This window comes from [Erwinia] mediterraneensis (assembly GCF_900604315.1).
GTDB lineage: Bacteria > Pseudomonadota > Gammaproteobacteria > Enterobacterales > Enterobacteriaceae > Pantoea > Pantoea mediterraneensis_A.
The window spans coordinates 3488897-3513029 of record NZ_LR026978.1 but is presented as its reverse complement, the minus strand read 5'-3'; the positions used below and the strand labels follow the sequence as shown (position 1 = coordinate 3513029).

25 protein-coding genes are annotated in these 24133 nt (G+C 58.4%); 15 read left to right on the top strand and 10 right to left on the bottom strand.

What is annotated here, in order from left to right:
* From sapD to pspF, 5 genes are all read right to left on the bottom strand, one after another.
* Positions 1 to 996, bottom strand: coding sequence for a putrescine export ABC transporter ATP-binding protein SapD (gene sapD / locus E0E17_RS16540; protein ID WP_130835089.1), 996 nt, complete (start codon positions 994 to 996; stop codon positions 1 to 3).
* Positions 996 to 1886 carry a putrescine export ABC transporter permease SapC gene (gene sapC, locus E0E17_RS16535; protein WP_130835088.1) on the bottom strand — a complete coding sequence of 297 codons (891 nt, stop codon included), beginning with the start codon at positions 1884 to 1886 and terminating at the stop codon, positions 996 to 998. The genes sapD and sapC overlap by 1 nt, the downstream gene beginning before the upstream one ends.
* Positions 1873 to 2838, bottom strand: coding sequence for a putrescine export ABC transporter permease SapB (gene sapB, locus E0E17_RS16530; protein WP_130835087.1), 966 nt, complete (start codon positions 2836 to 2838; stop codon positions 1873 to 1875). The genes sapC and sapB overlap by 14 nt, the downstream gene beginning before the upstream one ends.
* Entirely contained in the window at positions 2835 to 4463 is a 1629-nt protein-coding gene (gene sapA / locus E0E17_RS16525) for an ABC transporter substrate-binding protein SapA (RefSeq protein WP_130835086.1), read from the bottom strand. Before sapA ends, sapB begins: the two co-directional genes overlap by 4 nt.
* Before the next feature lie 284 nt (positions 4464 to 4747).
* Complete coding sequence (gene pspF / locus E0E17_RS16520) at positions 4748 to 5743, bottom strand: phage shock protein operon transcriptional activator (RefSeq protein ID WP_130835085.1); 996 nt, start codon at positions 5741 to 5743, stop codon at positions 4748 to 4750.
* Between the two features lie 165 nt (positions 5744 to 5908).
* On the opposite strand from pspF, the gene pspA reads away from it, so the two are divergent.
* The 7 genes from pspA to tyrR all read left to right on the top strand — a co-directional run bounded on the left by pspA (position 5909) and on the right by tyrR (position 11769).
* Positions 5909 to 6574: a phage shock protein PspA gene (gene pspA, locus E0E17_RS16515; protein ID WP_130835084.1), complete on the top strand. Its 666-nt coding sequence runs from the start codon at positions 5909 to 5911 to the stop codon at positions 6572 to 6574.
* 56 nt (positions 6575 to 6630) lie between these two features.
* Positions 6631 to 6858 (top strand): envelope stress response membrane protein PspB, encoded by a 228-nt coding sequence (gene pspB, locus E0E17_RS16510; protein WP_130835083.1) that lies wholly within the window; start codon positions 6631 to 6633, stop codon positions 6856 to 6858.
* Positions 6855 to 7211 carry an envelope stress response membrane protein PspC gene (gene pspC, locus E0E17_RS16505; protein ID WP_130835082.1) on the top strand — a complete coding sequence of 119 codons (357 nt, stop codon included), beginning with the start codon at positions 6855 to 6857 and terminating at the stop codon, positions 7209 to 7211. The genes pspB and pspC overlap by 4 nt, the downstream gene beginning before the upstream one ends.
* 60 nt (positions 7212 to 7271) lie before the next feature.
* On the top strand, positions 7272 to 7520 hold the full coding sequence (gene pspD / locus E0E17_RS16500; RefSeq protein WP_130835081.1) for a phage shock protein PspD: 249 nt from the start codon (positions 7272 to 7274) through the stop codon (positions 7518 to 7520).
* Entirely contained in the window at positions 7501 to 8898 is a 1398-nt protein-coding gene (locus E0E17_RS16495; protein ID WP_130835080.1) for a YcjX family GTP-binding protein, read from the top strand. Before pspD ends, E0E17_RS16495 begins: the two co-directional genes overlap by 20 nt.
* The gene (locus E0E17_RS16490; protein ID WP_130835079.1) at positions 8895 to 9971 is read left to right on the top strand and encodes a YcjF family protein; all 1077 of its coding nucleotides are present in this window, start codon (positions 8895 to 8897) and stop codon (positions 9969 to 9971) included. The genes E0E17_RS16495 and E0E17_RS16490 overlap by 4 nt, the downstream gene beginning before the upstream one ends.
* 211 nt (positions 9972 to 10182) lie before the next feature.
* On the top strand, positions 10183 to 11769 hold the full coding sequence (gene tyrR / locus E0E17_RS16485) for a transcriptional regulator TyrR (protein ID WP_130835078.1): 1587 nt from the start codon (positions 10183 to 10185) through the stop codon (positions 11767 to 11769).
* Between the two features lie 36 nt (positions 11770 to 11805).
* Here the strand turns inward: tyrR and tpx are convergent, their stop codons facing one another.
* Positions 11806 to 12309 carry a thiol peroxidase gene (gene tpx / locus E0E17_RS16480; RefSeq protein ID WP_130835077.1) on the bottom strand — a complete coding sequence of 168 codons (504 nt, stop codon included), beginning with the start codon at positions 12307 to 12309 and terminating at the stop codon, positions 11806 to 11808.
* Between the two features lie 182 nt (positions 12310 to 12491).
* On the opposite strand from tpx, the gene ycjG reads away from it, so the two are divergent.
* Positions 12492 to 13478, top strand: coding sequence for an L-Ala-D/L-Glu epimerase (gene ycjG, locus E0E17_RS16475; RefSeq protein ID WP_130835076.1), 987 nt, complete (start codon positions 12492 to 12494; stop codon positions 13476 to 13478).
* Here ycjG and mpaA read toward each other — a convergent pair.
* A complete protein-coding gene (gene mpaA / locus E0E17_RS16470) occupies positions 13453 to 14160 on the bottom strand; it encodes a murein tripeptide amidase MpaA (RefSeq protein WP_130835075.1) in 708 nt (235 codons plus the stop codon). The two genes, ycjG and mpaA, sit on opposite strands and share 26 nt — an antisense overlap.
* 162 nt (positions 14161 to 14322) lie before the next feature.
* Between mpaA and E0E17_RS16465 the strand changes: the two genes are divergently transcribed.
* The 3 genes from E0E17_RS16465 to ynaL all read left to right on the top strand — a co-directional run bounded on the left by E0E17_RS16465 (position 14323) and on the right by ynaL (position 17388).
* On the top strand, positions 14323 to 15942 hold the full coding sequence (locus E0E17_RS16465) for a peptide ABC transporter substrate-binding protein (RefSeq protein ID WP_130835074.1): 1620 nt from the start codon (positions 14323 to 14325) through the stop codon (positions 15940 to 15942).
* Positions 15943 to 15951: 9 nt separating this feature from the next.
* A complete protein-coding gene (gene zntB / locus E0E17_RS16460; RefSeq protein WP_130835073.1) occupies positions 15952 to 16935 on the top strand; it encodes a zinc transporter ZntB in 984 nt (327 codons plus the stop codon).
* Between the two features lie 315 nt (positions 16936 to 17250).
* Positions 17251 to 17388: a proline-rich small protein YnaL gene (gene ynaL / locus E0E17_RS20265; protein ID WP_165446242.1), complete on the top strand. Its 138-nt coding sequence runs from the start codon at positions 17251 to 17253 to the stop codon at positions 17386 to 17388.
* Between the two features lie 46 nt (positions 17389 to 17434).
* Here the strand turns inward: ynaL and ttcA are convergent, their stop codons facing one another.
* On the bottom strand, positions 17435 to 18370 hold the full coding sequence (gene ttcA / locus E0E17_RS16455) for a tRNA 2-thiocytidine(32) synthetase TtcA (RefSeq protein ID WP_130835072.1): 936 nt from the start codon (positions 18368 to 18370) through the stop codon (positions 17435 to 17437).
* Between the two features lie 352 nt (positions 18371 to 18722).
* On the opposite strand from ttcA, the gene E0E17_RS16450 reads away from it, so the two are divergent.
* Positions 18723 to 18998, top strand: coding sequence for a putative hemolysin (locus E0E17_RS16450; RefSeq protein ID WP_130835071.1), 276 nt, complete (start codon positions 18723 to 18725; stop codon positions 18996 to 18998).
* Positions 18999 to 19024: 26 nt separating this feature from the next.
* Here E0E17_RS16450 and E0E17_RS16445 read toward each other — a convergent pair whose 3' ends face one another.
* Positions 19025 to 20020, bottom strand: coding sequence for a 2-hydroxyacid dehydrogenase (locus E0E17_RS16445; protein WP_130835592.1), 996 nt, complete (start codon positions 20018 to 20020; stop codon positions 19025 to 19027).
* 173 nt (positions 20021 to 20193) lie between these two features.
* Between E0E17_RS16445 and E0E17_RS16440 the strand changes: the two genes are divergently transcribed.
* From E0E17_RS16440 to E0E17_RS16430, 3 genes are read left to right on the top strand one after another with little or no spacing between them, the layout of a single operon-like run.
* Positions 20194 to 22812: a YdbH family protein gene (locus E0E17_RS16440; RefSeq protein ID WP_130835070.1), complete on the top strand. Its 2619-nt coding sequence runs from the start codon at positions 20194 to 20196 to the stop codon at positions 22810 to 22812.
* Entirely contained in the window at positions 22809 to 22997 is a 189-nt protein-coding gene (locus E0E17_RS16435; RefSeq protein ID WP_130835069.1) for a YnbE family lipoprotein, read from the top strand. Before E0E17_RS16440 ends, E0E17_RS16435 begins: the two co-directional genes overlap by 4 nt.
* A gap of 11 nt (positions 22998 to 23008) precedes the next feature.
* Positions 23009 to 23332, top strand: coding sequence for a YdbL family probable chaperone protein (locus E0E17_RS16430; RefSeq protein WP_130835068.1), 324 nt, complete (start codon positions 23009 to 23011; stop codon positions 23330 to 23332).
* 54 nt (positions 23333 to 23386) lie between these two features.
* Here the strand turns inward: E0E17_RS16430 and E0E17_RS16425 are convergent, their stop codons facing one another.
* Positions 23387 to 23986, bottom strand: a complete 600-nt coding sequence (locus E0E17_RS16425) for an FMN-dependent NADH-azoreductase (protein WP_130835067.1) — start codon at positions 23984 to 23986, stop codon at positions 23387 to 23389.
* Positions 23987 to 24133 lie beyond the last annotated feature (147 nt).

Genomic DNA, 24133 nt, shown 5'->3' with positions numbered 1-24133 from the left:
CTATTTACTCTCCATATTCAGCGGGAAGTGGCAGGCAAAAAGGTGAGACTTGCCGCCATCCAGACGCGGCGTCTCCACACATTTACGCTGTGCGTAAGGGCAGCGCGGGCCCAGGCGACAGCCAATTGGCAGATGTTCCAGCGAGGGAATCGCGCCGGAAAGAGTATTCAGACGGCTTTTATGCGGCAATGCGCGGCCAAAATCGGGCATCGCGCGGATCAGCGCCTGGGTGTAAGGATGATGCGGCGTGGTCATCAGCTCTTCGCTGAGCGCGGTTTCCACCGTCTGACCGCAATACATCACGTTGATGCGGTCGGCCCACTGGCTCAGGGTGCGTAGATCATGGCTGATTAACAGAATCGTGGTGTTATTGTTCTGATTAAGGCGTCTCAGCAAACGAAAGATCTGCGCCTGGGTGGTCGGTTCCATGGCGTTGGTTGGCTCATCGGCGATTAGCAGGCGCGGCTGATTGGCCAGCGCAATGGCAATCATCACCTTCTGGCATTCCCCCTCGGTGAGTTCGTAGGGGAAGCTGCGCATAATATCTTTATGATCTTTAATTCCGACCCGGTGCAGCAGCTCAATGGCGCGCGCCTTGCGCCAGAACCACAGGCGGCGATACCAGTGGCCTTTCACTGTCCAGCCGGGGATCGCCTGCATCAGCTGGCGGCCAATGCTTTCCGACGGATCGAGACAGGACTGCGGCTCCTGAAAAATCATCGACACATGGTGACCGATAATGCGCCGACGTTCACGCGGCGACAGACGCAGCAGGTCAATATCGTTAAAGCGCATCCGATCGGCGGAGACGCGCCAGTTGTCGTTGGTGACGCCACAAATCGCTTTCGCCACCAGACTTTTGCCTGAGCCCGACTCGCCGACCAGACCGCGAAATTCGCCTTCGGCCAGCGTCAGATTCACGCGATCAACCGCTTTTACCGGCCCTTCGGCAGTCATAAATTCGATAGTCAGATTACGGATATCAAGTAACGGCATTATTCTACTCCCGCTTTGATGGCGCGGCGGATGCCGTCACCCAGCAGGTTAACAATCAGTACGCTGATCATCAGCGCAGCCCCGGGCAACATTACCGTCCAGGGGGCCACATAGATCAGCTCCAGCGCGTCGCCCAGCATCGCGCCCCATTCCGGCGAGGGGAGCTGCGCGCCCAGGTCAAGAAAGCCCAGCGCCGCAATATCGAGAATGGCCATCGACAGCGCGCGCGTCACTTCACTGACCAGCAAGGGTAGCACGTTAGGCAGGATCGCCGACCAGAGGATATTCACATTACTGGCGCCATCCAGGCGCGCTGCCACCACATACTCTTTTTTCAGCTCGTCATGCACGGCGGTGTAGATGGCGCGCACCAGACGCGGCATCAGCGCCAGCCAAACCGCCAGCATCGCATGGCCCAGACTTGGACCCATAAAGGCCACCACAATAATCGCCAGCAGCAGCGAGGGGATCGAGAGCAGGGTATCCAGCACATGGTTCAACACCGCCGAGCGCAGGCCATGGGTCATGCCCGCCAGGATGCCGGGCACCAGCGCACAGAGCACGGAAAAAAAGGTGACCAGTAGCGCCGAGCCCACCGTTGGAGCAACGCCGCTCAGCAGACGGCTCATCACATCGCGCCCGAGATCGTCGGTGCCGAGAAAGAAGGAGACATCACCGTAACGCGACCAGGAGGGCGGCAGCAGTTGATAGCCAAGGAATTGCTGATCGATATTATAAGGCGCCAGCAGGCTGCCAAACAGACAGAGCAACAGCAGCGCCGCAAAACCGTACAGGCCGACCATCGCCTGGGCATCAGGGTAGAACTGACGCCAGGTGCGCAGGAAGGCGCCTGGCGAGCGCTTCTCGTCGTAAATATTATCGGAGCGCATACCACTCCTTGTGGATCAGCGGGTTCATGGCCGCGCCGACGATATCGGAAATCACATTGACCAGAATCACCAGTCCGCCGATCACCATCACTCCGGCGGAAATCGCCGCGTAATCCTGCTGGCGAATGGCGTTAATCAGCCAGCGCCCCAGTCCCGGCCAGTTGAACACCACTTCGGTGATCATCGCCAGCGTCAGCATGGTGGAAAACTGCAGGCCGAGGCGCGGGATCACCGGCGGCAGCGCATTATGCAGCACATGACGGCGGATGACGGTCAGACGCGACAGCCCGCGCGTGGCGGCAGCCTTGATATAATTTCTGTCCATCACCTCGCTGGTGCTGTTACGCAGCAGGCGGATTACCTCGGTAGTAGGGGCAACAGCCAGAGTAAGCACCGGCAGAATCATATGGGTGAGGGTGCTGATCAGCATTTCATCACGCCAGGGCGAGCGGTTCATCCAGGCGTCGATCAACGCGAAGCCAGTGATATTTTTTACCGGATAGAGCAGGTCGAAACGACCGGAGACCGGTAGCCAGCCCAGCGTCAGAGAGAAAAACAGCGTTAACAGCAGCGCCAGCCAGAATACCGGCATCGAGAAGCCGAGCAGCGCCAACGCGCTGATCGCCTTGTCCGGCCACTTATTGCGCATTACCCCTGCGCAGATCCCGAGCGGGATACCCAGCAGCAGTGCCAGCGCAAACGCCAGCAGACAGAGCTCCAGCGTGGCGGGAAACACTTCGCGCAGCTGGAGACGGATCGCCTGACCATTGGTGCTGGAGACGCCAAAGTCGAGTTGCAGCATCCCTTTAAACCAGAACCACCAGGCATCCAGCAATGAAGCCCCCTGCAGCGGCGCATTAGGGGTATAGTAGCTCAGGCTGAAGCTCACCAGTGACAGCAGCAACAGCGTGACCACCAGCAGCAACAGACGACGCAAAATATAGATAATCACGGTTGCGCTTCCTCACTCTCATCACGGTAGACCCCGGCAAACGAGGCGTTACCAAAGGGGCTGAGCACCAGGCCTTTAATATCGTGGCGGTAAGCCTGCAGACGCAGCGACGAGGCCAGTGGCAGCACCGGCAACTCCTGCGCCAGAATGCGCTGGGCGTGGTTATAGCTGTCGATACGTGCCGACAGCTGCTGCGACAGCAGCGCCTTTTGCAGCACTTCGTCGAAGGCAGGAAAACACCAGTGGGCATAATTGGTTTGCGAATGGATAGCGGCGCAACTTAACAGCGGACGAAAGAAGCTGTCCGGGTCGTTACTGTCGGTCGCCCAGCCGGCAAGCGTCAGGTCATGGTTCATCGCCATCAGCTGCGCTTCCTGAAAGCGGCCATCTACCGGCACGATGGTCACCTGCACGCCAATCTGCGCCAGATCGGCCTGAATCAGTTCCGCCGTTTTCAGCGGGCTGGGGTTCCAGGATTGCGAGGCGGCTGGCACCAGCATGCGCAGCTGAAGTTTGCCGAGGCCCAGTTCATTCAGCGCCTCACGCGCGCGACGTGGATCGTAGGCGGTAACACGGGCATCCCTGTCATAGGCCCAGGAAGCGCGCGGCAGCACGGAGGCAGCGGTTTCTGCGGTGCCGTAATAAATAGACTCCATCAGGCGCTCATTGTTGATCGCCAGCGACAGCGCGTGACGTACCTGCGGACGGTCGAGCGGCGGTTTGCGCGTATTAAAAGCCAGATAGGCGATGTTCATGCCGGGACGCAGCGTCATACGCAGACGCGGATCGTCGCGCAAGATGGAGAGCTGGCTGGCGGAAGGGTAAGCCAGTACGTCGCATTCGCCGGTTAACAGCTTGGAGAGGCGTCCGGTGCCTCCGGCACCCATATCGATGACGACCTGCTGCAGGCGCGGCACCCCTTTCCAGTAACGCGGATTGCGCGCGAGGCGAATATACTGGCTGGCGCGATATTCACTCAGCTGGAAGGGGCCGGTGCCCACCGGTTCCCGGTCCAGCCGCTCCTGTTGGCCTTTCGCGCTCAGTTGGTCAGCGTACTCTTTCGATAAAACCGGCGCGTAGTGGGTCGCCAGATGCCAGAGAAAAGAGGCGTCCGGGCTGTTCAGGCGGATTTCGACCGTATCGCGATCGATCTTGCGCACGCTCTGCACCGCTTCAGCAAACTGCAGGCTATCAAAATAGGGATAGCTGCCGCCGTTCACGCTATGCCAGGGGTGCTTGCGGTCAAACATGCGGGCAAAACTAAAGACCACATCATCCGCATTCATGGTGCGCGTCGGGGTAAACCAGTTGGTGTGCTGGTAAGCGACCTGATGGCGCAGATGAAACCGGTACGTGGCCCCGTTGTCACGTACTTCCCAGCTTCTGGCGAGATCGGGGATCAGACGATAGGTATAGGGATCGACATCCAGCAGGCGGTCATAGAGTTGCGCCGCCAGCGTATCGACCGCCAGTCCGCTGCTCGCCATCTGCGGATTAAAGGTATTCATTACGCCATTAACACAGTAGATAAAACCCGTCTGACGGATATCGCCAGCAGGCGCAGACCAGGCAGGCGCAGTAAAAACGCCGAGGGCAAGCAACAGCGCAGGGAATAATCTCGACATAGAACTCAACGATTCACAGGCAATAAGCAGAGTGTATCCCAAAGGCGGCTACGACCCAAAATTTGCTGTATTCAGCCGGGCGAAACGGGCCAGGCGAGAGGAAATCAGCCTGCAAATCGTGTGGGGATGAGAAAAGTTCTCAATCAGCGCTTTACAGATGATAATAAGAATGATTATTATTCTTGTGTCCTTTGCGCCGGACTCTGCCGCCGAAGGGCACGACATTGCTCACATTGCTTCCAGTATTTTTTGCCCGCCTCTGCGGGCTTTTTTTTGCCTGAACCTCAGCGCTCGGCCTGAATACCATGTTTTTTCAGCATGGCGCGCAGCTGATGATAAGTCACGCCAAGCAGGTCGGCGGCGCGACGCTGATTATATTTTGCCTGCTGCAGACTCAGCTCCACCAGCTGGCGCTCCTGCTGATTCTGCCACTGGCGCAAATCGAGCGGCAGCCCAGGCAGGGCGCCGTGCGGCCCATCCACTGTTGTCGCTACCGGCAGCGGCGTACGCGGGGAAAAGGGGTTAATAATGATATTATTCAGCTCCGTCTCGCTGTTATGGTGACGATAGACCGATCGTTCCACCACATTTTTCAGCTCACGCACGTTGCCCGGCCAGGGGTAGTCAAGCAGGATACGCTCCGCCTGGGGCGAGAAGCCGGGAAACAGCGGCAGCCCGAGCTCACGACACATCTGAATCGCAAAATGGTTAGCCATCACCAGAATGTCGCTGCGCCGCTCGCGCAGCGGCGGCAACTGCACCACATCAAACGCCAGCCGGTCCAGCAGGTCGGCGCGAAACTTGCCTGCAGCAGCCAGCGCCGGCAAATCCTCATTGGTGGCGCACACCAGGCGCACATTGACCTGCAGAGACTGATTACCGCCGACGCGCTCCAGCTGGCCATACTCAATTACGCGCAACAGCTTCTCCTGCACCAGCATCGGCGCGGTAGCCAGCTCATCAAGAAACAGCGTACCGCCGTCGGCACGTTCAAAACGGCCAAGATGGCGTTTTTGCGCCCCGGTAAAAGCGCCAGCCTCATGACCAAAGAGTTCGGAATCGAGCAGGTTTTCATTCAGCGCGGCGCAGTTGAGTGAGACAAAAGGGCCCTGCCAGCGGTCTGACAGATAGTGCAGGCGACTGGCGATCAGCTCCTTACCGGTGCCGCGCTCACCCACCACCAGCACCGGTTTATCCAGCGGCGCCAGTTTTGACACCTGTTCCAGCACTTCCAGAAAGTTATCTGACTCACCCAGTAAGTTATCGTTGCTGCCAGTCATGATGATTTTCACCAACTGTTAATCAATTTACTTACCTTACCGGCTCGACTGAACAGAGTAAAATTTATAATTGCTGTAAAATCATTTAGTTAAAAACTGGCACGCAATTTGAATAGAGTAAGCAGCGCCTGGCGCAATAACCATTACGTTAAGAGGAACATCATTATGGGTATTTTTTCTCGTTTCGCCGACATCGTGAACGCTAACATTAACTCGCTGCTGGAGCGTGCGGAAGATCCACAGAAACTGGTACGCCTGATGATTCAGGAAATGGAAGATACGCTGGTGGAAGTGCGTTCTACCTCTGCCCGCGCGCTGGCCGAAAGAAAACAGCTGCTGCGTCGTATTGAGCAGGCGCAAATTCAGCAGGCAGAGTGGCAGGAAAAAGCGGAGCTGGCGCTGCGCAAAGATAAAGACGATCTGGCACGCTCTGCGTTGATTGAAAAACAGAAGCTGACCGACCTGATCGCCGCGCTGCAGCAGGAAGCGGCGCTGGTGGAAGAGACGCTGGAACGCATGAAAGGTGAAATCGGTGAGCTGGAGAAAAAACTGAGCGAAACCCGTGCCCGTCAGCAGGCGCTGATGCTGCGTCATCAGGCGGCGTCGTCCTCACGGGATATTCGTCGTCAGCTCGACAGCGGCAAGCTGGATGGCGCGATGGCGCGTTTCGAATCGTTTGAACGTCGCATCGATCACATGGAAGCGGAAGCGGAAAGCCAGCGCTTTGGTAAGCCCAAAGGTCTGGATCAGCAGTTTGCCGAACTGAAAGCGGATGATGCCATTAGCGAACAGCTGGCAGCGCTGAAAGCGAAAATGAATCGCGACGAGTAACCGATCGGGCCGCTGGCCCGGTCGTCATGCGACCTTTTAATGATTAAGGAGAGTCGATGAGCGCACTTTTTCTTGCCATACCGTTAACCATATTTGTGCTGTTTGTGGTGCCGATCTGGTTATGGCTGCATTACAGCAACAAACGCAACGGCGGGGCAGAGCTGTCGGCAGGCGATATGCAACGTCTGCAGCAGCTGACTCAGGATGCGCGCCGCATGCGCGAACGCATTGAGGCGCTGGAAGCCATTCTTGATGCGGAGCACCCGAACTGGAGGCAGCCATGAGCATTCTGAACGCGAAGCGTAAGCTCTGGCGTCTGCCTGAACAGGGTAAACTGATGGGCGTTTGCGCCGGCCTGGCCGATTATCTTGATATCCCGGTGCGTCTGATACGTGTCATTGTGGTGCTGTCGCTGTTTTTCGGCCTGTTTATGTTTACCCTCATCGCCTATCTGGCACTGGGTTTTATGCTGGATGCAAAACCTGCCGATGCGCCGGATGAACGTCCACCCAGCGCCAGCGAGTTGCTTGATCAGCTGGCTGGCGAGTTGCAGCGTGACGAAAAAAGCGTGCGTGAAATCGAGCGCTACGTCACTTCCGAAACATTCAGCGTCCGCAGCCGTTTCCGTCAGCTCTGAGCAGGCGCTACACGGGCCCGGCAGCGGGTCCGCATTCCCTACCCATCGCCGGAGGTCACCATGTCCGTTCAGGGACAATCCCGTTTTCGCCGTCATGCGGCGCCCGCATTGAAGTCAGCCGGAAAATTCATCATTATCAATGCTGTCACTTACGGTCCCGCCGGACTGACCGGCTGGGCAGTGAAATCTGTGGCGCGTCGTCCGTTACGTATTCTCCTTTCGCTGGCGCTGGAACCGCTGCTGGCCAGAGTGATGAAGCGCATCTCGGCGCGCTTCATCAGGGAGAACGATGAAAAGAGTCCACAATGAACTGATGTCGCTGGTCAACCGTGGCGTTGACCGCCATCTGCGCCTGGCCGTTACCGGTCTGAGCCGCAGCGGGAAAACTGCTTTTATCACCTCGCTGGTCAATCAGCTGCTTAACGTCCACAGCGGCGCGCGGCTGCCGCTGTTTTCTGTGGTACGCGAAGAACGCTTGCTGGGCGTGAAACGTGTACCGCAGCGCGATATGGGCATTCCGCGTTTTACCTATGATGAAGGGCTGGCGCAGCTTTACGGCACGCCGCCCGACTGGCCGACCCCGACGCGCGGCGTCAGCGAAATGCGCCTGGCGCTGCGTTATCGCACTAACGACTCCCTGCTGCGTTACTTCAAAGAGAGCGCGACGCTGTGGCTGGAGATTGTCGACTATCCGGGCGAGTGGCTGCTGGATCTGCCGATGCTGGCGCAGGATTATCTCAGCTGGTCACGTCAGATGACGGGTCTGCTGCAGGGCGATCGCGCGGCGTGGGCCAAACCCTGGCACGCCCTCTGTGCCGATCTTGATCCGCTGGCGCCGGCAGATGAAAATCGCCTGGCGCAGATTGCCGCCGCCTGGACCGATTATTTACATCAGTGTAAACAGCAGGGGCTGCATTTTATCCAGCCGGGCCGCTTCGTCCTGCCGGGAGATATGGCGGGCGCGCCAGCGCTGCAATTTTTCCCCTGGCCCACGCAGGATGACGCCAGCGCCGCGCGTCTGGCGCAGGCCGATAAACACAGCAACTTCGCCACGCTGCAGGCGCGTTTCAACTACTACTGCCAGCATGTGGTGAAAGGCTTCTATAAAGATTATTTTCTGCGTTTCGACCGGCAAATTGTACTGGTGGACTGTCTGCAGCCGCTGAACAGCGGGCCGCAGGCGTTTAACGATATGCGCCTGGCGCTGACGCAGTTGATGCAAAGTTTTCACTACGGCCAGCGCACGCTGTTCCGCCGCCTCTTTTCTCCTGTTATTGATAAGCTGCTGTTTGCAGCGACCAAAGCTGACCATGTTACCGCCGATCAGCACGCCAATATGGTGTCACTGCTACAGCAGATGGTGCAGGACGCCTGGCAAAACGCGGCGTTCGAGGGGATCAGCATGGATTGCCTTGGACTGGCGTCGGTGCAGGCGACCGAAAGCGGCCAGGTGCAGCATCAGGGCGAAACGCTGCCGGCGTTACGCGGTCACCGGCTCAGCGATGGCGAGGCGTTAACTTTTTATCCCGGCGAGGTGCCGCCGCGTTTGCCGGGTAACGCTTTCTGGCAGCAGCAGGGGTTTCAGTTTGAAGCCTTCCGGCCGCAACAGCTTGATGTGGATCGACCTCTGCCGCACATTCGGATGGATGCCGCGCTGGAGTTTTTATTAGGAGATAAATTGCGATGAAAGAGCCGTCGCTAAAACCAAGAATTGATTTTGCCCGTCCGCTGGATCAGCAGACGGAACAGGCGCTGCGTCCGGCGCAGGTATTTGATGCCGACGCGCAGGCGCGTTTTCTGGTGCAACAGGCTGAGGAGGCTGAGCCGCAGGACGAGGACGCGGGCGAACGCGTGGTTGAAGCGGCGTTACGCCCAAAGCGCAGCCTGTGGCGCAGAGTGGCGGGCGTGGGCGTGGGGTTGTTTGGCCTCAGCGTGGTGGCGCAGGGTGCGCAGTGGTTGCACGATGCCTGGCGGGCGCATGACTGGTTCGCGCTGGGGGGCGGTGTGGCGGCAGGGATGATTGTCGCAGCGGGCGCGGGGGCGCTGGTAAGCGAATGGCGTCGCCTGTGGCGCCTGCGTCAGCGCGCCGAAGAGCGCGATCGCGGGCGTGAACTGCTCAACAGTCACGGCATCGGTCAGGGACGCACTTTCTGCGAAAAACTGGCGCAGCAGGCCGGACTGGACCAGGGACACCCGGCGTTACAGCGCTGGCATGCGGCACTGCATGAAACCCATAACGATCGGGAAGTGGTGGCGCTCTATGCGCAGCTGGTGCAACCGGTGCTGGATCGCCAGGCGCGGCGCGAAATCAGTCGCCATGCCGCGGAATCGACCCTGATGATTGCAGTGAGCCCGCTGGCGCTGGTGGATATGGCCTTTATCGCCTGGCGCAACCTGCGGCTGGTGAACCGGATTGCGGGCATCTATGGTATAGAGTTGGGTTACTTCAGCCGTATTCGCCTGTTTCGCCTGGTGCTGCTGAATATGGCGTTTGCCGGTGCCTCCGAGCTGGTGCGCGAAGTGGGCATGGACTGGATGTCGCAGGATATCGCTGCGCGGCTCTCCACGCGTGCAGCGCAAGGGATAGGTGCCGGGCTGTTGACCGCGCGCCTTGGCATCAAAGCGATGGAACTCTGCCGTCCGCTGCCCTGGCTGGAGGATGACAAGCCGCGGCTGGGCGATTTTCGCCGCGAACTGATTGGCCAGCTGAAAGAGACCTTACAAAAAGGCGGCGCAAAGCCAGACCAACCCGCCAGATAAGCACGCCGGATTTCTCTTTCGCACCGGCTGCGGCGCGGAAGAGGGGATTTTTGCCTTGTGCTGGCACTTAACGCGTGATCATCTGCCAAAATTTCCCCCTGTGCGGTGCATTATTTTTTCGATAGTGTCAACTTTTCATGACAGGGGCCTTCTGAGGGAGCGCAAGTTAGCGTATTATCGCTGAATTCTGAACCTGACTAGGGCCATCGCAATGCGTTTGGAAGTTTTTTGCCAGGACCGTATTGGTCTGGCGCGCGAGCTGCTTGATCTGCTGGTCGCGCGCAATATCGATCTGCGCGGCATCGAAATTGCCCCTCTGGGCCGCATTTATCTCAGCTTTTCCGCTCTGGCGTTTGAGCAGTTCAGCACGCTGATGGCGGAGATCCGACGTACCCCCGGCGTTACCGATGTGCGCACGGTGGCCTATTTACCTTCCGAGCGCGAGCACCGGGCGCTGAGTGCGTTGCTGGTGGCGATGCCGGAGCCGGTATTCTCTATCGATCTGAAAAGTAAAGTGGAGCTGGCAAACCCGGCGGCGCAGAACCTGTTTAATCTCGACGAGCAGAAAATGCGGAACCACAGCGCCGGTAATTTAATCAGTGGTTTTAATTTTCAACGCTGGCTGGAGAGCGAGCGCGTCGAGGCGCAGGCGCAGCATGTGGTGATCCAGGGCCGTGATTTTCTGATGGAAGCGCGGCCTATCTACCTGGCGGCGGAAGATGAGCAGGACGATCAGCCGGTCGGCGCGATGATCATGCTGAAATCCACCGCGCGCATGGGGCGCCAGCTGCAAAATCTTACTGTGACTGACGATTCCGGCTTCGATCATATCGTAGCGGTCAATCCCAAAATGCGTCAGGTAGTTGAGCAGGCGCGTAAGCTGGCGATGCATGATGCGCCGTTGTTGATTGTCGGGGATACCGGCACCGGCAAGGATATGCTGGCGCACGCCTGTCATCTGCGCAGCGCACGCGGCAAAAAGCCGTTCCTCGCCCTGAACTGCGCCTCGTTGCCGGATGATGTCGCCGAAAGCGAACTGTTTGGCCATGCTGCAGGCGCCTATCCCAACGCGCTGGAAGGCAAAAAGGGCTTTTTCGAACAGGCAAACGGCGGTTCGGTACTGCTGGACGAAATCGGCGAGATGTCGCCGCGCATGCAGACCAAGCTGCTGCGCTTTCTGAATGATGGTACCTTCCGCCGCGTGGGCGAGGAGCATGAGGTGCATGTGGATGTGCGCGTTATTTGCGCCACGCAAAAAAATCTGGTTGAGCTGGTCCAGCGTGGCGAGTTTCGCGAAGATCTCTTTTATCGCCTCAATGTATTAACCCTGAACCTGCCACCGCTACGCGAGCGTCCGCAGGACATTCTGCCGTTGACGGAAATGTTTGTGGCGCGCTTTGCCGATGAACAGGGCATACCGCGTCCGCGTCTCTCTTCTCAGCTGAATGCCTTTCTGACGCGCTACAGCTGGCCCGGCAATGTGCGCCAGCTGAAAAATGCGCTCTACCGCGCGCTGACGCAGCTGGAGGGCTATGAGCTGCGCCCGCAGGATATTATGCTGCCGGAACAGGCGCTCGATATTTCGTTGGGCGATGAGGCGCTGGAGGGATCGCTGGACGATATTACCAGCCGCTTTGAGCGTTCGGTGTTAACGCGCCTTTATCTCTCTTATCCCAGCACGCGCAAACTGGCGAAACGCCTTGGCGTATCCCATACGGCGATTGCCAACAAGCTGCGCGAATATGGCCTGAGCCAGAAAAAAAGCGAAGGGGAAGCGGGCGAGGGAGAAAACCGGTGAAAGCAGCGGATAACGCCTGTTATCCGCTTTTTTTGATTACTTCAGCGCAGCCAGTGCCGCCTCATAATCGGGTTCGGTGGTAATTTCATCCACCAGCTGGCTGTAAATCACTTTGTCCTGCTCATCCAGTACCACTACCGCACGTGCGGTCAGGCCCTGCAGCGCACCACTGGCAATCTCTACACCGTAATCCTGTTTAAAGTTGCCGCCGCGCAGCGTTGAAAGGGTCACGACGTTTTCCAGGTTATCGCTGCCGCAAAAACGTGACTGAGCAAACGGCAGATCGGCGGAGATACACAGCACCACGGCGTTATCCATTTCGCTCGCCAGCTGGTTGAACTTGCGTACCGAGGCGGCACAAACGCCGGTATCCACACTCGGGAAAATGTTCAGCACTTTACGTTTTCCGGCATACTCAGCAAGAGAGACATCCGCCAGGTTTTTTGCCACCAGCGAGAACGGTTTTGCCTGCTCGCCAGCCTGCGGAAACTGGCCGGCTACGGAAACCGGGTTACCCTGAAACTGTACTGTCTGCGACATAAAGATTCCTTTTTTATCATGGTAAATAACCTGACGGTTTGCTGCCGCCAGGGCAAGTGTCACGCCATTATATGACATAAATTTGAAGGATTTACGATAACAGATCATGAAAAGGGTTTAGGATAACAGAGGGTGTAATCGTCGCTGCACTGTATAAACCGCGTTTTTAACAAGGAGTTGCCATGAGAACGGTTAAGAGTTATCCCGAAGCCTGGCCGCTGCATTCCCCCTTTGTCATTGCCCGTGGCAGCCGTCATGAAGCCAAAGTGGTGGTGGTCGAGCTGGAGGAGGCGGGTGTCAAAGGCGTGGGAGAAAGTACCCCCTATGCGCGCTATGGCGAAAGCGAAGCCTCGGTGCTGGCGCAGATTGCCTCGGTGCTGCCCGCATTACAGCAGGGAATGACGCGTGAGGCGCTGCAACAGGCGCTGCCCCCTGGTGCCGCACGTAATGCCATTGATTGCGCCCTCTGGGATCTGGCTGCGCGCCAGCAGCAGCAGAGCCTCTGGCAGCAGACCGCCGCTACGATGCCCGCACAGATTGTGACGGCGCAAACGGTCAGTATCGATACGCCTGAAGCGATGGCCAACAGCGCACGCGCACTGTGGGAAAACGGGGCAACCCTGCTAAAAGTGAAGCTGGATGACACCTTTATCACCGAAAGGCTGATAGCCATTCGTGCGGCGGTGCCGCAGGCGACACTGATTGTCGATGCTAATGAGTCCTGGCACCCGGAAGGGCTGGCGGCACGTTGCCAGCTGCTGGCGGATCTGCAGGTGGCGATGCTGGAGCAGCCTCTGCCGGCACAACAGGATGAGGCGTTGTCCCATTTCCGCCATCCTCTTCCCATCTGCGCGGACGAGAGCTGCCACACCCGCGCCAGTCTGCCCGCGCTGCAGGGGCGTTATGAGATGATCAACATCAAGCTGGATAAAACCGGCGGTCTGACCGAAGCACTGGCGCTGGCGGATGCCGCGCGCAGCGCGGGTTTTGAGTTGATGCTCGGCTGTATGCTCTGCACCTCACGCGCGATACAGGCAGCCTTGCCGCTGGCCCCGCGCGCGCGTTTTGTCGATCTCGACGGCCCGACCTGGCTGGCCGTCGATGTGGAGCCTGCCGTGCCCTTTGTCGGCGGCGCTATCCAGCTTATGCCGACCAGCGCAGCAGGTTAATCATCGCCTCAAGATAGCGCTCGGTGGCTTCATCAACCGAAATCACTGGCATTTCGGCGGTGATGCAGGGCAGGTTCAGATCCTCGCACCAGCTGCCAAACGAGCCCGGCGTGGCGTAACCCACCGTGCTGACCAGCGGTAAATCGGTCTGCGCGGCCAGCCAGTGCCCGAGCGCGCTGGCGTGGGGATCTTCAATGCAGGCCAGCGGCTCGTGCCAGGAGACGACCCAGCGCGGTTTTAACTGATGAATCAGGGCGCAGAGCGCAGCCGTTTCCGGCTCCGAGGCGGGGCGTTCGCCGGTAGAAAGCAGTACATCGCGCTGCTCCGCCACGCTGTTCCAGCGGTACACCGTGTCGCCCGGCTGCCAGTTAGCGGCAGGAAAATTGCGGTTGAGGTCGACACCGCGGGCGTTGGCGCGCAGTCCCAGCTGACAGCCGTCCGGGTTTACCGTCAGCACCACATGGTGACGGCGCAGTGAGTCTGGCAGGGTGCGCAGCGCCGCAGAGAGCACGGCAATGGTGGCATATTCGTCGCCGTGCGTACCGGCCAGAATCAGACCGCTTTCGGCATCCGCCTGCGGGGCGGGAAACCAGAGCAGCGGCGCGCCCAGCGGTGATTGACCATAGATCTGCCAGTGGGCGTCAAGCTTGCCGCGCAGCGGGCGCGGGTGTAACGATGACATAGACTTATCCTCAAGCAGGCTTTAGTTAAAACTAACGGAAAACCGCGTCTCAGAAAATAGCTATTTACCGATCAGCAATTTGCGCTAAAGTGCCGAAGAGAATCGACCCTGAGGCGCAGGTGCCCCGGACGCCGCGCCTGTTTCTGGCATTGAGGAAAGTTCATGAAGATAAGATTTCGCGTTACGCTCTGCGCGCTGCTGAGTGCCAGCGCTGTCACGCCCGCGCTGGCGGCCGATGTTCCCGCAGGTGCGCAGCTGGCGGCTAAGCAGGAAATTGTACGCCATATCAAAGATGAACCCGCCTCACTGGATCCGGTGAAAGCGGTGGGCCTGCCGGAAATTCAGGTGATTCGCGATCTGTTTGAAGGGCTGACCAGTCAGGATGCCGCAGGCAATATCGTGCCTGGCGTTGCCGAGAGCTGGAGCAGCAATGACAACAAAACCTGGATCTTCACGCTGCGTAAAAATGCCCGCTGGTCAGACGGGAAACCCGTCACGGCGCAGGATTTTGTCTACAGCTGGCAGCGGCTGGTGGATCCGCAGAACAGTTCGCCTTTCGCCTGGTTCGCCGCCCTGAGCGGGGTGCAAAACGCGGAAGCCATCGTAAAAGGCGAGATGCCGGTAGAAAAACTGGGCGTCAGCGCCCCGGACAGGACCCATTTGAAAGTCACGCTGGCGCGGCCGGTGCCCTGGTTTCCCAGTCTGACGGCCAACTTCGCCCTCTATCCGGTGCCGCAGAGCGCCATTACGCAGCATGGTGCTGACTGGACCAAACCGGGCAAACTGGTGGGTAACGGCGCTTATCAGTTGCAGGAGCGGGTGGTGAACGAAAAGATCGTGCTGGTGCGCAACCCCCACTACTGGGACGATGCCCATTCGGTGCTGACCAAAGTGACCTTCCTGCCGCTGAATGAGGAGTCGAGCGCCACCAAACGCTACCGCGCCGGAGATATCGATATCACCGAATCCTTCCCGAAAAATATGTACAGCCTGCTGAAAAAGAATCTGCCGGGCGAGGTCTACACCCCCGATCAGCTCGGCACCTATTACTATGCGTTTAATACGCAAAAAGGACCAACTGCCGATGTGCGCGTGCGGCGGGCGCTCTCCTGGAGTATCGACCGGCGCATCATTGCCGAAAAAGTGCTGGGCACCGGGGAGAAACCCGCCTGGCATTTTACGCCGGAAGTGACTGCTGGCTTTAAGCCGCTGCCTTCCTTCCTGCAGCAGCACAGCCAGCAGGAGCTGAATGCGCAGGCGAAAGCCTTGCTGGCGGCCGCAGGCTATGGCCCCAACAACCCGCTGCGCCTGAAGCTGCTCTATAACACCTCCGAGAACCATCAGAAGATCGCCGTGGCGGTCGCCTCCATGTGGAAAAAAAATCTGGGCGTTGAGGTAACGCTGCAGAATCAGGAGTGGAAAACCTATATCGACAGCCGGAACAGCGGCAACTTTGATGTGATCCGCGCTTCCTGGGTGGGCGACTATAATGAGCCTTCCACTTTCCTCAGTCTGTTAACCCGCAGTCACAGCGGCAATATCGCGAAATTCAGCAACAGTGACTATGACGCCGTGCTGGAAAAGGCGAGTCTGGAATCCAGCGCAAAAGAGCGCAATGCGGATTACAACCGTGCAGAGCAGATTATCTCCGACCAGGCACCGATAGCGCCGATTTATCAGTACACTAATGGCCGTCTGATTAAGCCGTGGGTGAAGGGATATCCGGTGACCAACCCGGAAGATGTCGCCTATAGTCGTGAACTGTGGATTGAAAAACATTAAGGCGAATGTGTGACGGTGATTGAAGCGAAAGCACTACAGATCCCCGATGCGATTATCGCCTGCCAGCTGGATGGCAAGGGCGGGTTAGTCGCTATCGAAGACCGGGATGTGATCCACGCGGAGCGTCCCTGCTGGCTGCATCTCAACTATACCCACCGTAACAGCGCGGCGTGGCTGCATGCCACGCCGCTGCTGCCCGATGCGGTACGCGATGCGCTGGCGGGCGAAAGCATGCGCCCGCGTGTCAGTCGGCTGGGTGATGGCTTTATGATTGTGCTGCGCAGCATTAACCATAACAGCGATGCCCGACCCGACCAGCTGGTAGCGATGCGCGTCTTTATCAACGACAGGCTGATCGTCTCCACGCGTCGGCGCAAAGTGGCGGCCATCGACGAGGTGCTGGGCGATCTGCAAAACGGCAACGGGCCGGTGGATTGCGGCAGCTGGCTGGTGGGCGTCTGCGACACGCTGACCGATCACGTCAGTGAATTTATCGAAGAGCTGCACGATAAAATTCTTGAGCTGGAGGATGCGCTACTCGATCAGCGTATTCCGCCGCGCGGTGAACTGGCGCTGCTGCGTAAACAACTGATTATTATGCGACGCTATATGGCGCCGCAGCGCGATGTGTATGCGCGTCTCGCCAGCGAGAAGCTGAGCTGGATGGATGATGGCGAGCGGCGGCGCATGCAGGAAATTGCCGACCGGCTGGGGCGCGGGCTGGACGATCTCGACGCCGGGGTAGCGCGTACTGCGGTGCTGGCCGATGAAATCGCCTCGCTGATGGCGGAGGCGATGAACCGCCGCACCTATACCATGTCGCTGCTGGCAATGGTGTTTTTACCCACCACCTTTCTTACCGGGCTGTTTGGCGTCAACCTCGGCGGTATTCCCGGCGGTGAGTGGCGCTATGGCTTCAGCGTGTTTTGTCTGCTGCTGATGGTGCTGGTCATTGGTGTCGCCTGGTGGCTGCGCCGCCGCAAATGGCTTTAAGGGGGCTGCGTTTCAGAGAAGAGGAAATTATGCTAACTGTTTGTTAAAAAACAGGGCGGGCAGGGGAAACTGCAAAAAAGCTGATCGAAATCAATATGACGCGGCGCAGAAAGCGGCACACTCTCTCCCGCAGGTGAATGCAACGTCAAGCGATGGGCGTTGTACTCTTCATTGTCTTACTTCCTTTTGAATTACTGCATAGCACATTTGATTCGTATGACGCCGGCATAACTTCTGTGTCGGCTTTTTTTTCCGGTTTGCTCCTGCTGCTCATCCTTTCTATGCTTAAACAACCACAATGAAAAGGAGAACGGCATGTCAATGATAAGCGCAACCGATCCAATCCCGACCGATCCACCGCCGATCCCTGAACCTATCCCACAACCGCAGCCGCAGCCCGATCCGCCGCCCGACACGGTTCCGGTGGGCGATCCGCCGCCGAATCGCATGTAAAAAAAGCGCGCTCTGTAATCAGGAGCGCGCTTTCTATTTCTGTGTCTTACTTAATCTGCAACACGTCAAGACGGGCGCTGAGATCTGGCGCGTCTTCATCTTCCGGCTGCCAGCCCACAGGCTGAAGCGGCAGCGTCTCGCGGTCAAAGGCCAGGTCACCACCGTCCACCACGGCATCACCATGGCGGATGCCTTTAAAATCGAACAGCGTAGCGTCGGCCAGGTGGGAAGGCACCACGTTTTGCATTGCGCTGAACATGGTTTCGATGCGTCCCGGATAACGTTTATCCCAGTCGCGCAGCATATCGGCAATCACCTGACGCTGCAGGTTGGGCTGCGAACCGCACAGGTTGCAGGGGATGATCGGGAACTGGCGCGCCTCTGCGAAGCGGATAATATCTTTTTCACGGCAGTAGGCCAGCGGACGAATCACGATGTGTTTCCCGTCATCGCTCATCAGCTTGGGCGGCATACCTTTCATCTTGCCGCCATAGAACATATTCAGAAACAGCGTCTGCAGGATGTCGTCACGGTGATGGCCGAGGGCGATTTTTGTGCAGCCGAGTTCGCTGGCGGTGCGGTAAAGGATGCCGCGACGCAGGCGCGAGCAGAGTGAGCAGGTGGTTTTGCCTTCCGGGATCTTCTCTTTAACGATAGAGTAAGTGTCTTCTTCGACAATTTTATACTCCACGCCAAGGGCATCGAGGTATTGCGGCAGAACGTGAGCCGGAAAGCCTGGCTGTTTCTGATCCAGATTCACCGCCACCAGGCTAAAGTTCACCGGCGCGCTTTGCTGCAGATTGCGCAGGATTTCCAGCAGGGTATAACTGTCTTTACCGCCGCTGAGGCACACCATAATGCGATCGCCCTCTTCGATCATATTGAAATCGGCAATGGCTTCGCCCACGTTACGGCGTAAACGCTTTTGAAGTTTGTTAAGATTGTATTGCTCTTTTTTTGTAACGTCTTGATTATGATGCATTATTTTATTGCCTGACCTGAAGGAGAGGGGGCGGGGAAAACCGGGATTAATCGGCTGCTTCCCGCTGACCGCGTTCTGTACCTGGAAATATGCACTGTATGGTACGGATTGCAGCGCTGAAAGCCAGCGCGTTTTCAGGGAAAACAGGGGGAAGCGGTGGAAAAGTCGGTGAAACGCCCCGGCCCCGGCATGAGAAGCGCTGCAGCCCGGCCCCTCGCGGGAAAACAGGATTATTCCGCTTGTAAAAAGTTAGAGAGAATTTTGTAAAAAGTGATTTCTCCCCTCGACCCGCCAGCCACCCTGACATATGCTGAGCGGGATTTTCCCTCACAGCTTCCCGGAGTCATCACTGATGAAAGCAGCCCCTTTTTTGCTGGCCGGCGCAGCACTGCTGCTGTCAGCCTGCAGCAGCAACGTTGATAACGAGCCGCCCCAACAAGCAACCGCTGCCCATATGCAGCCGCAGGTTGTCATGTCTTCTCTGGCCGCCAGCAATTGTGCTCAGGCCGGCGGCTCGCTGGCTTTCTCGCATCAGCTGGATGGCTCACGTATCGGTATGTGTCAGCTAAATAACGGACGCCGCTGCGATGAGAACGCCCTGATCAGCGGTAACTGCGCCCGCTTCTGATCGCGGGCGACAGATCCGCACTATGCTCAGGCCGGACGTACCTGATTCGGACAGGGCTCACCCTTACTTAGCTGGCTCAGGTTGCTGAGGGTCGTTTCCGAAATAGCCGTCAGCGCTTCGGCAGTGAGAAAGGCCTGGTGGCCGGTAAACAGCACGTTGTGACAGGCAGAGAGGCGGCGGAACAGGTCGTCCTGAATCACATCATTCGATTTGTCTTCAAAAAACAGGTCGCGCTCGTTTTCATACACGTCCATGCCCAGCGAACCGATTTTTTGCTGTTTCAGCGCATCGATGGCGGCCTGCGAGTCGATTAAACCGCCGCGGCTGGTATTGATGATCATCACCCCATCTTTCATCTGGCTGAATGCGCTCTGGTTAAGCAGATGGTGATTCTCTGCGGTCAGCGGACAGTGCAGGGTAATTACATCGGACTGCGCAAACAGCGAGGGGAGATCGACATATTCCGCGCCGAGATCCAGCGCCTGAGCGCTCGGCCAGGGATCGAAAGCCAGCAGTCGCATGCCAAACCCTTTTAAAATGCGCATGGTGGCGATACCGATCTTGCCGGTGCCAATGACTCCGGCTGTCTTGCCATGCATATTAAAGCCGGTCAGACCCTCCAGTGAAAAGTTCGCATCGCGGGTACGCTGGTAGGCGCGATGTATGCGGCGGTTCAGGCTTAGCATCAGGCCAACGGTATGTTCTGCCACCGCTTCCGGCGAATAGGCGGGCACGCGCACCACTTCAATGCCCAGCGCAGCAGCGGCGTCCAGATCGACGTTATTAAAACCGGCACAGCGCAGTGCCACATATTTCACCCCCAGCGCCGCCAGCTCCTCCAGCACCTCTTTGCCGCCGTCATCATTCACGAAGATACAGACGGCGTCACACCCCTGCGCGGTTTTGGCGGTGCTGGGGGTTAACAGAAAATCGAAAAACACCAGCTCGAAGCCGTAACGCTGGTTAACCTGTTCCAGATACTTCTGGTCGTAATGTTTTGTGCTATAAACTGCGATTCTCATCATTTACTCCTGAAGCGGGGAAGCGGATATCAGAAAAGAGTTATATTTTCGCTATAGCTTTACCTTTTCTCAGCAGGCAAATTGCCGATTTCATTCAGCAAAACTTCACCTCATTGTTGTAACATGCCATCATCTTTGTATGGACGGGATCAAGGAAAAGGATAGTCGATACCATGACGCGAAGCATTCGGCGAGCACTGGCGGCACTACTGGCGCTGACGCTTTTGGTGCTGGGCTTACTCCTGAGCGTCACGCTGTGGCTGCCCCGTCTGGCCGGGATCTGGTTGCCGCCCGACACCCATATTGTCCTGACCGGCACGCCGCGCTGGCGTCACGGCGGCCTCTGGTTCCCGGAGATACGTTATCAGGTAAAACAGTGCGAACTGGCGGCGGTGCGCTCTGTTTCACTGGCGCGCGCGGCGCAACGCTGGCAGCTGCAGGCGCAGAGCGTGCAGCTGAACAGTGATTGCCTGAGCCAGCTTCCCGCCAGTGATCAGCCATCCACTCCCCGAACCCTGGCGCAGTGGCAGGCGCTGCTGCCCGGCGCTCACATCCATCTCGATCAGCTGATTATCTCTCCCTGGCAGCACTATGCCGGTGCTTTTGATCTTACCCTGGAAAAAAATCAGCAACGGCTGCGCTATCAGGGCGAAAATCTCCGCCTGCAGGCAAGCTTACAGGGCCAGCAGCTGCAGCTTGAACAGTTCAGCGTCACCCATCCGGCACTGCCCGAGCCAGTGACGCTGACGGGGCGGTTGCAGCTGCCCGCAACCCTGGATCAGCTGCCGCAGGCGGGTGAAGTGCAGAGCAGCGTGACGCTGTCACAATATCCCGTGCCGCTGGACCTTGCGCTGCACTGGCAGCAGCACCAGGGGGAGTTGCGTATTCAGCCCCGGGGCGAAAGCGACCCGTTGCTGACGTTACCCTGGCAGGCGAGCCAGCAGCAGATCCAGATTAGCGGTGGCCAGTGGCGCTGGCCGCTGGCCGATCAGCCGCTGGCCGGTGGCCTGAGCCTGACGCTGGATAACTGGCAGGCGGGGCTGGAGGAGATGCAGGTCCAGGGACGCGCTAATCTGCTGACACGGGGACGCGGCGGCAAAGGCAATATGGTGCTCAGCCTGGGACCGGGCAAACTGGGCTGGCTGGCGAGCGCGTTGCCGTTTCAACTCACCGGCGAGAGCAAGCTGGCCGCCTTACAGCTGTATGGAACGATTCCCGCCACCCTGACAGGGCCGCTGCTGGACCCGCAGATCGTGGTCAGGCCCGGCGCGCTGCTGCGCCTGCGCGGCCGTCTGCTGTCAACGCTGGAGGTGGATGAGGCGCGCTGGCCGCTGGCGGGGGTGAAAATTTCCTCGCGCGGCGTGGATGGCCGCCTGCAGGCGATTCTGCGCGCCCACGATGCTGGTTTTGGTCGCTTTACTCTGCACCTCGACGGAGGGGCCAGCGATTTCTGGCCCGACCGCGGACGCTGGAACTGGCGCTACTGGGGTGAGGGGGTGATGGCACCATTGCAGGCCAGCTGGGATGTAAAGGGCACCGGCAGCTGGCAGGGCAAGCGCATTGAGCTCAGCACGCTCTCAACCGGTTTTGACCAGCTACGTTATGGCATGGTGACGGTAAGTGCGCCGCGCCTGGCCCTGAGTGCCCCCGTGGTCTGGCAGCGCGAGGCGCAGCATCCCGCTTTCAGCGGCGCTTTTCAACTGACGTCCCAACAAACAGCATTCAGCAACGGCGGCGGTCTGCCGCCCTCAGCGCTGAACTTTGAGGTAAAAGGCGCGGGACCGGCGGACTTTCTCTGGCGCGGCGCGCTGCGTGCCGATGAGATTGGTCCGCTGCGCGTGCATGGGCGCTGGGATGGGCAACGGCTGCGCGGCGAAGCCTGGTGGCCGTCGCAGTCGCTGACGGTGTTCCAACCGCTGCTGAGTCCGGATCTGAAAATGAAGATTCAGGGGGGACAGCTGCGTGCGCAGATGGCGTTTTCCGCCGCGTCTGAGCAGGGATTCGAGGCGGGTGGTCACTGGGCGGTGACGCAGGGCAGCGTGCGTACGCCGGACAGCGAGGTAAGCGGCATCGACTTCTCGCTGCCGTTCCGCCTGCGCCAGCATCAGTGGCAGCTGGGGGTGCACGGTCCGGTATCGCTGCGCATCGCGTTGCTGCAAAATCAGTTTGCCATCGAAAATATCCGCGCCGATCTGCAGGGTTTCTACCCCTGGAGTGAGCAGCAGCCGCTGCGCTTAAGCAATGTCAGCCTGGGTATGCTCGACGGTCATATTGCCCTGGCTGAGCTGCGTTTACCGCAGCACGACGCCGCACGACTGACGCTACGCGACATCAGTATGAGCCGCCTGATCACCGCGCTGAAAGCGCGTCAAATCGCCCTGTCGGGGAAGGTCAACGGCGAACTGCCACTCTGGGTGAATCAGCCGCGCTGGCTGGTAGAGAAGGGCTGGATCGCCAACAGCGGCCCGCTGACGCTGCGTATGGATAAAGATATGGCCGATGCGATTGTCAGCAATAATATCGCGGCGGGCGCGGCCATGGAGTGGCTGCGTTATATGGAAATTTCCCGTGCCTGGGCAACGCTGGATCTGGACACGCTGGGCAATCTGACGCTGCAATCTCAGCTCAGCGGCATCAGCCGCTTCAGTAACCGCAGCCAGCGGGTGAATCTGAATTACCGTCATCAGGAAAATCTGTTTCAGCTCTGGCGCAGCCTGCGCTTTGGCGATAATTTGCAATCCTGGGTGGAAGAGAATGCCACCCTGTCATCGAAAAAGGATCCCACACCATGAGCCTGAGGGCATTACTGGTTCTGGCGCTCTGGCTGCCGCTGGCCGGCTGCGTGCCGCGCATTGAAGTGGCCGCGCCAAAAGAACCCATCACCATTAACATGAACGTCAACATTCAGCACGAAATCCATATCAAAGTGGATAAAGATGTCGAGGCGTTACTGAAAAATCAGAGCGATCTGTTCTGAGGAGAAATGTTATGAAACGCAGATGGGCCGCGCTGTGGCTGACAATGGTGCTGGTGGCACCCGCGCAGGCGCTCACGCTCAACGAGGCGCGGCAGCAGGGACGGGTTGGTGAAACCTTGAACGGTTATATTGCACCGCGGCAGCAGGATAGCGAAACCCTGGCGCTGGTAGCGCGCATTAACCAGGGACGGGAAGCGGAATATCAGCGCGTCGCGCGCCAGAACAACCTGACCACCGAGCAGGTGGCGCGTATTGCGGGTGAAAAACTGGTGCAGCGCGCCTCGTCCGGCGAGTATGTGCGCGGCATTAACGGGCAGTGGCTGTTAAAAAAATAGTCAAAAAAAGCCGGGCATCTGGCCCGGCAAAACCAGCGTCAATAGTGTTGTGGATCAGGCAGCCACAATCTGTTTAATCGCTTCACGGGCATCACTGGCCGCTTTGCTGGCCGCTTCCGGCCCATAAGCGATACCTTCAGCAAAGACAAATTCCACCTCGCTCAGACCCAGGAAGCCGAGGAACAGCTTCAGGTAAGGGGTCAGCAGGTCCGCCGGGGTATCTTTATGGATGCCGCCACGGCTGGTGATCACCACCACGCGTTTGCCTTTCACCAGACCTTCCGGACCCGCTTCGGTGTAGCGGAAGGTAACGCCCGCACGGGCAATCAGGTCGAAATAGTTTTTCAGCTGAGTCGGAATATTGAAATTATACATGGGTGCCGCCATAACAATCACATCATGGGCTTGCAGCTCAGCGATCAGGGTATCAGAAAGCGTCAGCGCTTCCTGCTGACGCGGCGACAGCGGCGTGTCGGACGGGCGCAGCGCGCCAACCAGTTCACCATCCAGCACCGGAACCGGATCGGCCGCCAGATCGCGTACCGTCACGTCATCACCTTTGCTGCGCGCCTGCTCAATATAGAAGTCGGCCAGCTGGCTGGACTGGGAGTAGCCTGCAAGGATGCTCGATTTGAGAACTAATACTTTGCTCATACTTATTTCCTGTCGGTAACGCGGAAGGCTTCCCGCTCAATGGGTTACACTTTAAGGTCATTACAGGCTCGCGAAAAGCGCAATATTTCGAGAGCAATGTTCGAATTTATTGAACAAGCATAGCGGGCCGCAACATCGGGCGCAGGC

Bases quoted from the DNA above. Each gene is read 5' to 3' on its own strand.
- sapD (WP_130835089.1), bottom strand. From the start codon at position 996: ATGCCGTTACTTGATATCCGTAATCTGACTATCGAATTTATGACTGCC.
- sapC (WP_130835088.1), bottom strand. From the start codon at position 1,886: ATGCGCTCCGATAATATTTACGACGAGAAGCGCTCGCCAGGCGCCTTC.
- sapA (WP_130835086.1), bottom strand. From the start codon at position 4,463: ATGTCGAGATTATTCCCTGCGCTGTTGCTTGCCCTCGGCGTTTTTACT.
- pspF (WP_130835085.1), bottom strand. From the start codon at position 5,743: ATGACTGGCAGCAACGATAACTTACTGGGTGAGTCAGATAACTTTCTG.
- pspA (WP_130835084.1), top strand. From the start codon at position 5,909: ATGGGTATTTTTTCTCGTTTCGCCGACATCGTGAACGCTAACATTAAC.
- pspB (WP_130835083.1), top strand. From the start codon at position 6,631: ATGAGCGCACTTTTTCTTGCCATACCGTTAACCATATTTGTGCTGTTT.
- pspC (WP_130835082.1), top strand. From the start codon at position 6,855: ATGAGCATTCTGAACGCGAAGCGTAAGCTCTGGCGTCTGCCTGAACAG.
- pspD (WP_130835081.1), top strand. From the start codon at position 7,272: ATGTCCGTTCAGGGACAATCCCGTTTTCGCCGTCATGCGGCGCCCGCA.
- E0E17_RS16495 (WP_130835080.1), top strand. From the start codon at position 7,501: ATGAAAAGAGTCCACAATGAACTGATGTCGCTGGTCAACCGTGGCGTT.
- E0E17_RS16490 (WP_130835079.1), top strand. From the start codon at position 8,895: ATGAAAGAGCCGTCGCTAAAACCAAGAATTGATTTTGCCCGTCCGCTG.
- tyrR (WP_130835078.1), top strand. From the start codon at position 10,183: ATGCGTTTGGAAGTTTTTTGCCAGGACCGTATTGGTCTGGCGCGCGAG.
- tpx (WP_130835077.1), bottom strand. From the start codon at position 12,309: ATGTCGCAGACAGTACAGTTTCAGGGTAACCCGGTTTCCGTAGCCGGC.
- ycjG (WP_130835076.1), top strand. From the start codon at position 12,492: ATGAGAACGGTTAAGAGTTATCCCGAAGCCTGGCCGCTGCATTCCCCC.
- mpaA (WP_130835075.1), bottom strand. From the start codon at position 14,160: ATGTCATCGTTACACCCGCGCCCGCTGCGCGGCAAGCTTGACGCCCAC.
- E0E17_RS16465 (WP_130835074.1), top strand. From the start codon at position 14,323: ATGAAGATAAGATTTCGCGTTACGCTCTGCGCGCTGCTGAGTGCCAGC.
- ynaL (WP_165446242.1), top strand. From the start codon at position 17,251: ATGTCAATGATAAGCGCAACCGATCCAATCCCGACCGATCCACCGCCG.
- ttcA (WP_130835072.1), bottom strand. From the start codon at position 18,370: ATGCATCATAATCAAGACGTTACAAAAAAAGAGCAATACAATCTTAAC.
- E0E17_RS16450 (WP_130835071.1), top strand. From the start codon at position 18,723: ATGAAAGCAGCCCCTTTTTTGCTGGCCGGCGCAGCACTGCTGCTGTCA.
- E0E17_RS16445 (WP_130835592.1), bottom strand. From the start codon at position 20,020: ATGAGAATCGCAGTTTATAGCACAAAACATTACGACCAGAAGTATCTG.
- E0E17_RS16440 (WP_130835070.1), top strand. From the start codon at position 20,194: ATGACGCGAAGCATTCGGCGAGCACTGGCGGCACTACTGGCGCTGACG.
- E0E17_RS16435 (WP_130835069.1), top strand. From the start codon at position 22,809: ATGAGCCTGAGGGCATTACTGGTTCTGGCGCTCTGGCTGCCGCTGGCC.
- E0E17_RS16430 (WP_130835068.1), top strand. From the start codon at position 23,009: ATGAAACGCAGATGGGCCGCGCTGTGGCTGACAATGGTGCTGGTGGCA.
- E0E17_RS16425 (WP_130835067.1), bottom strand. From the start codon at position 23,986: ATGAGCAAAGTATTAGTTCTCAAATCGAGCATCCTTGCAGGCTACTCC.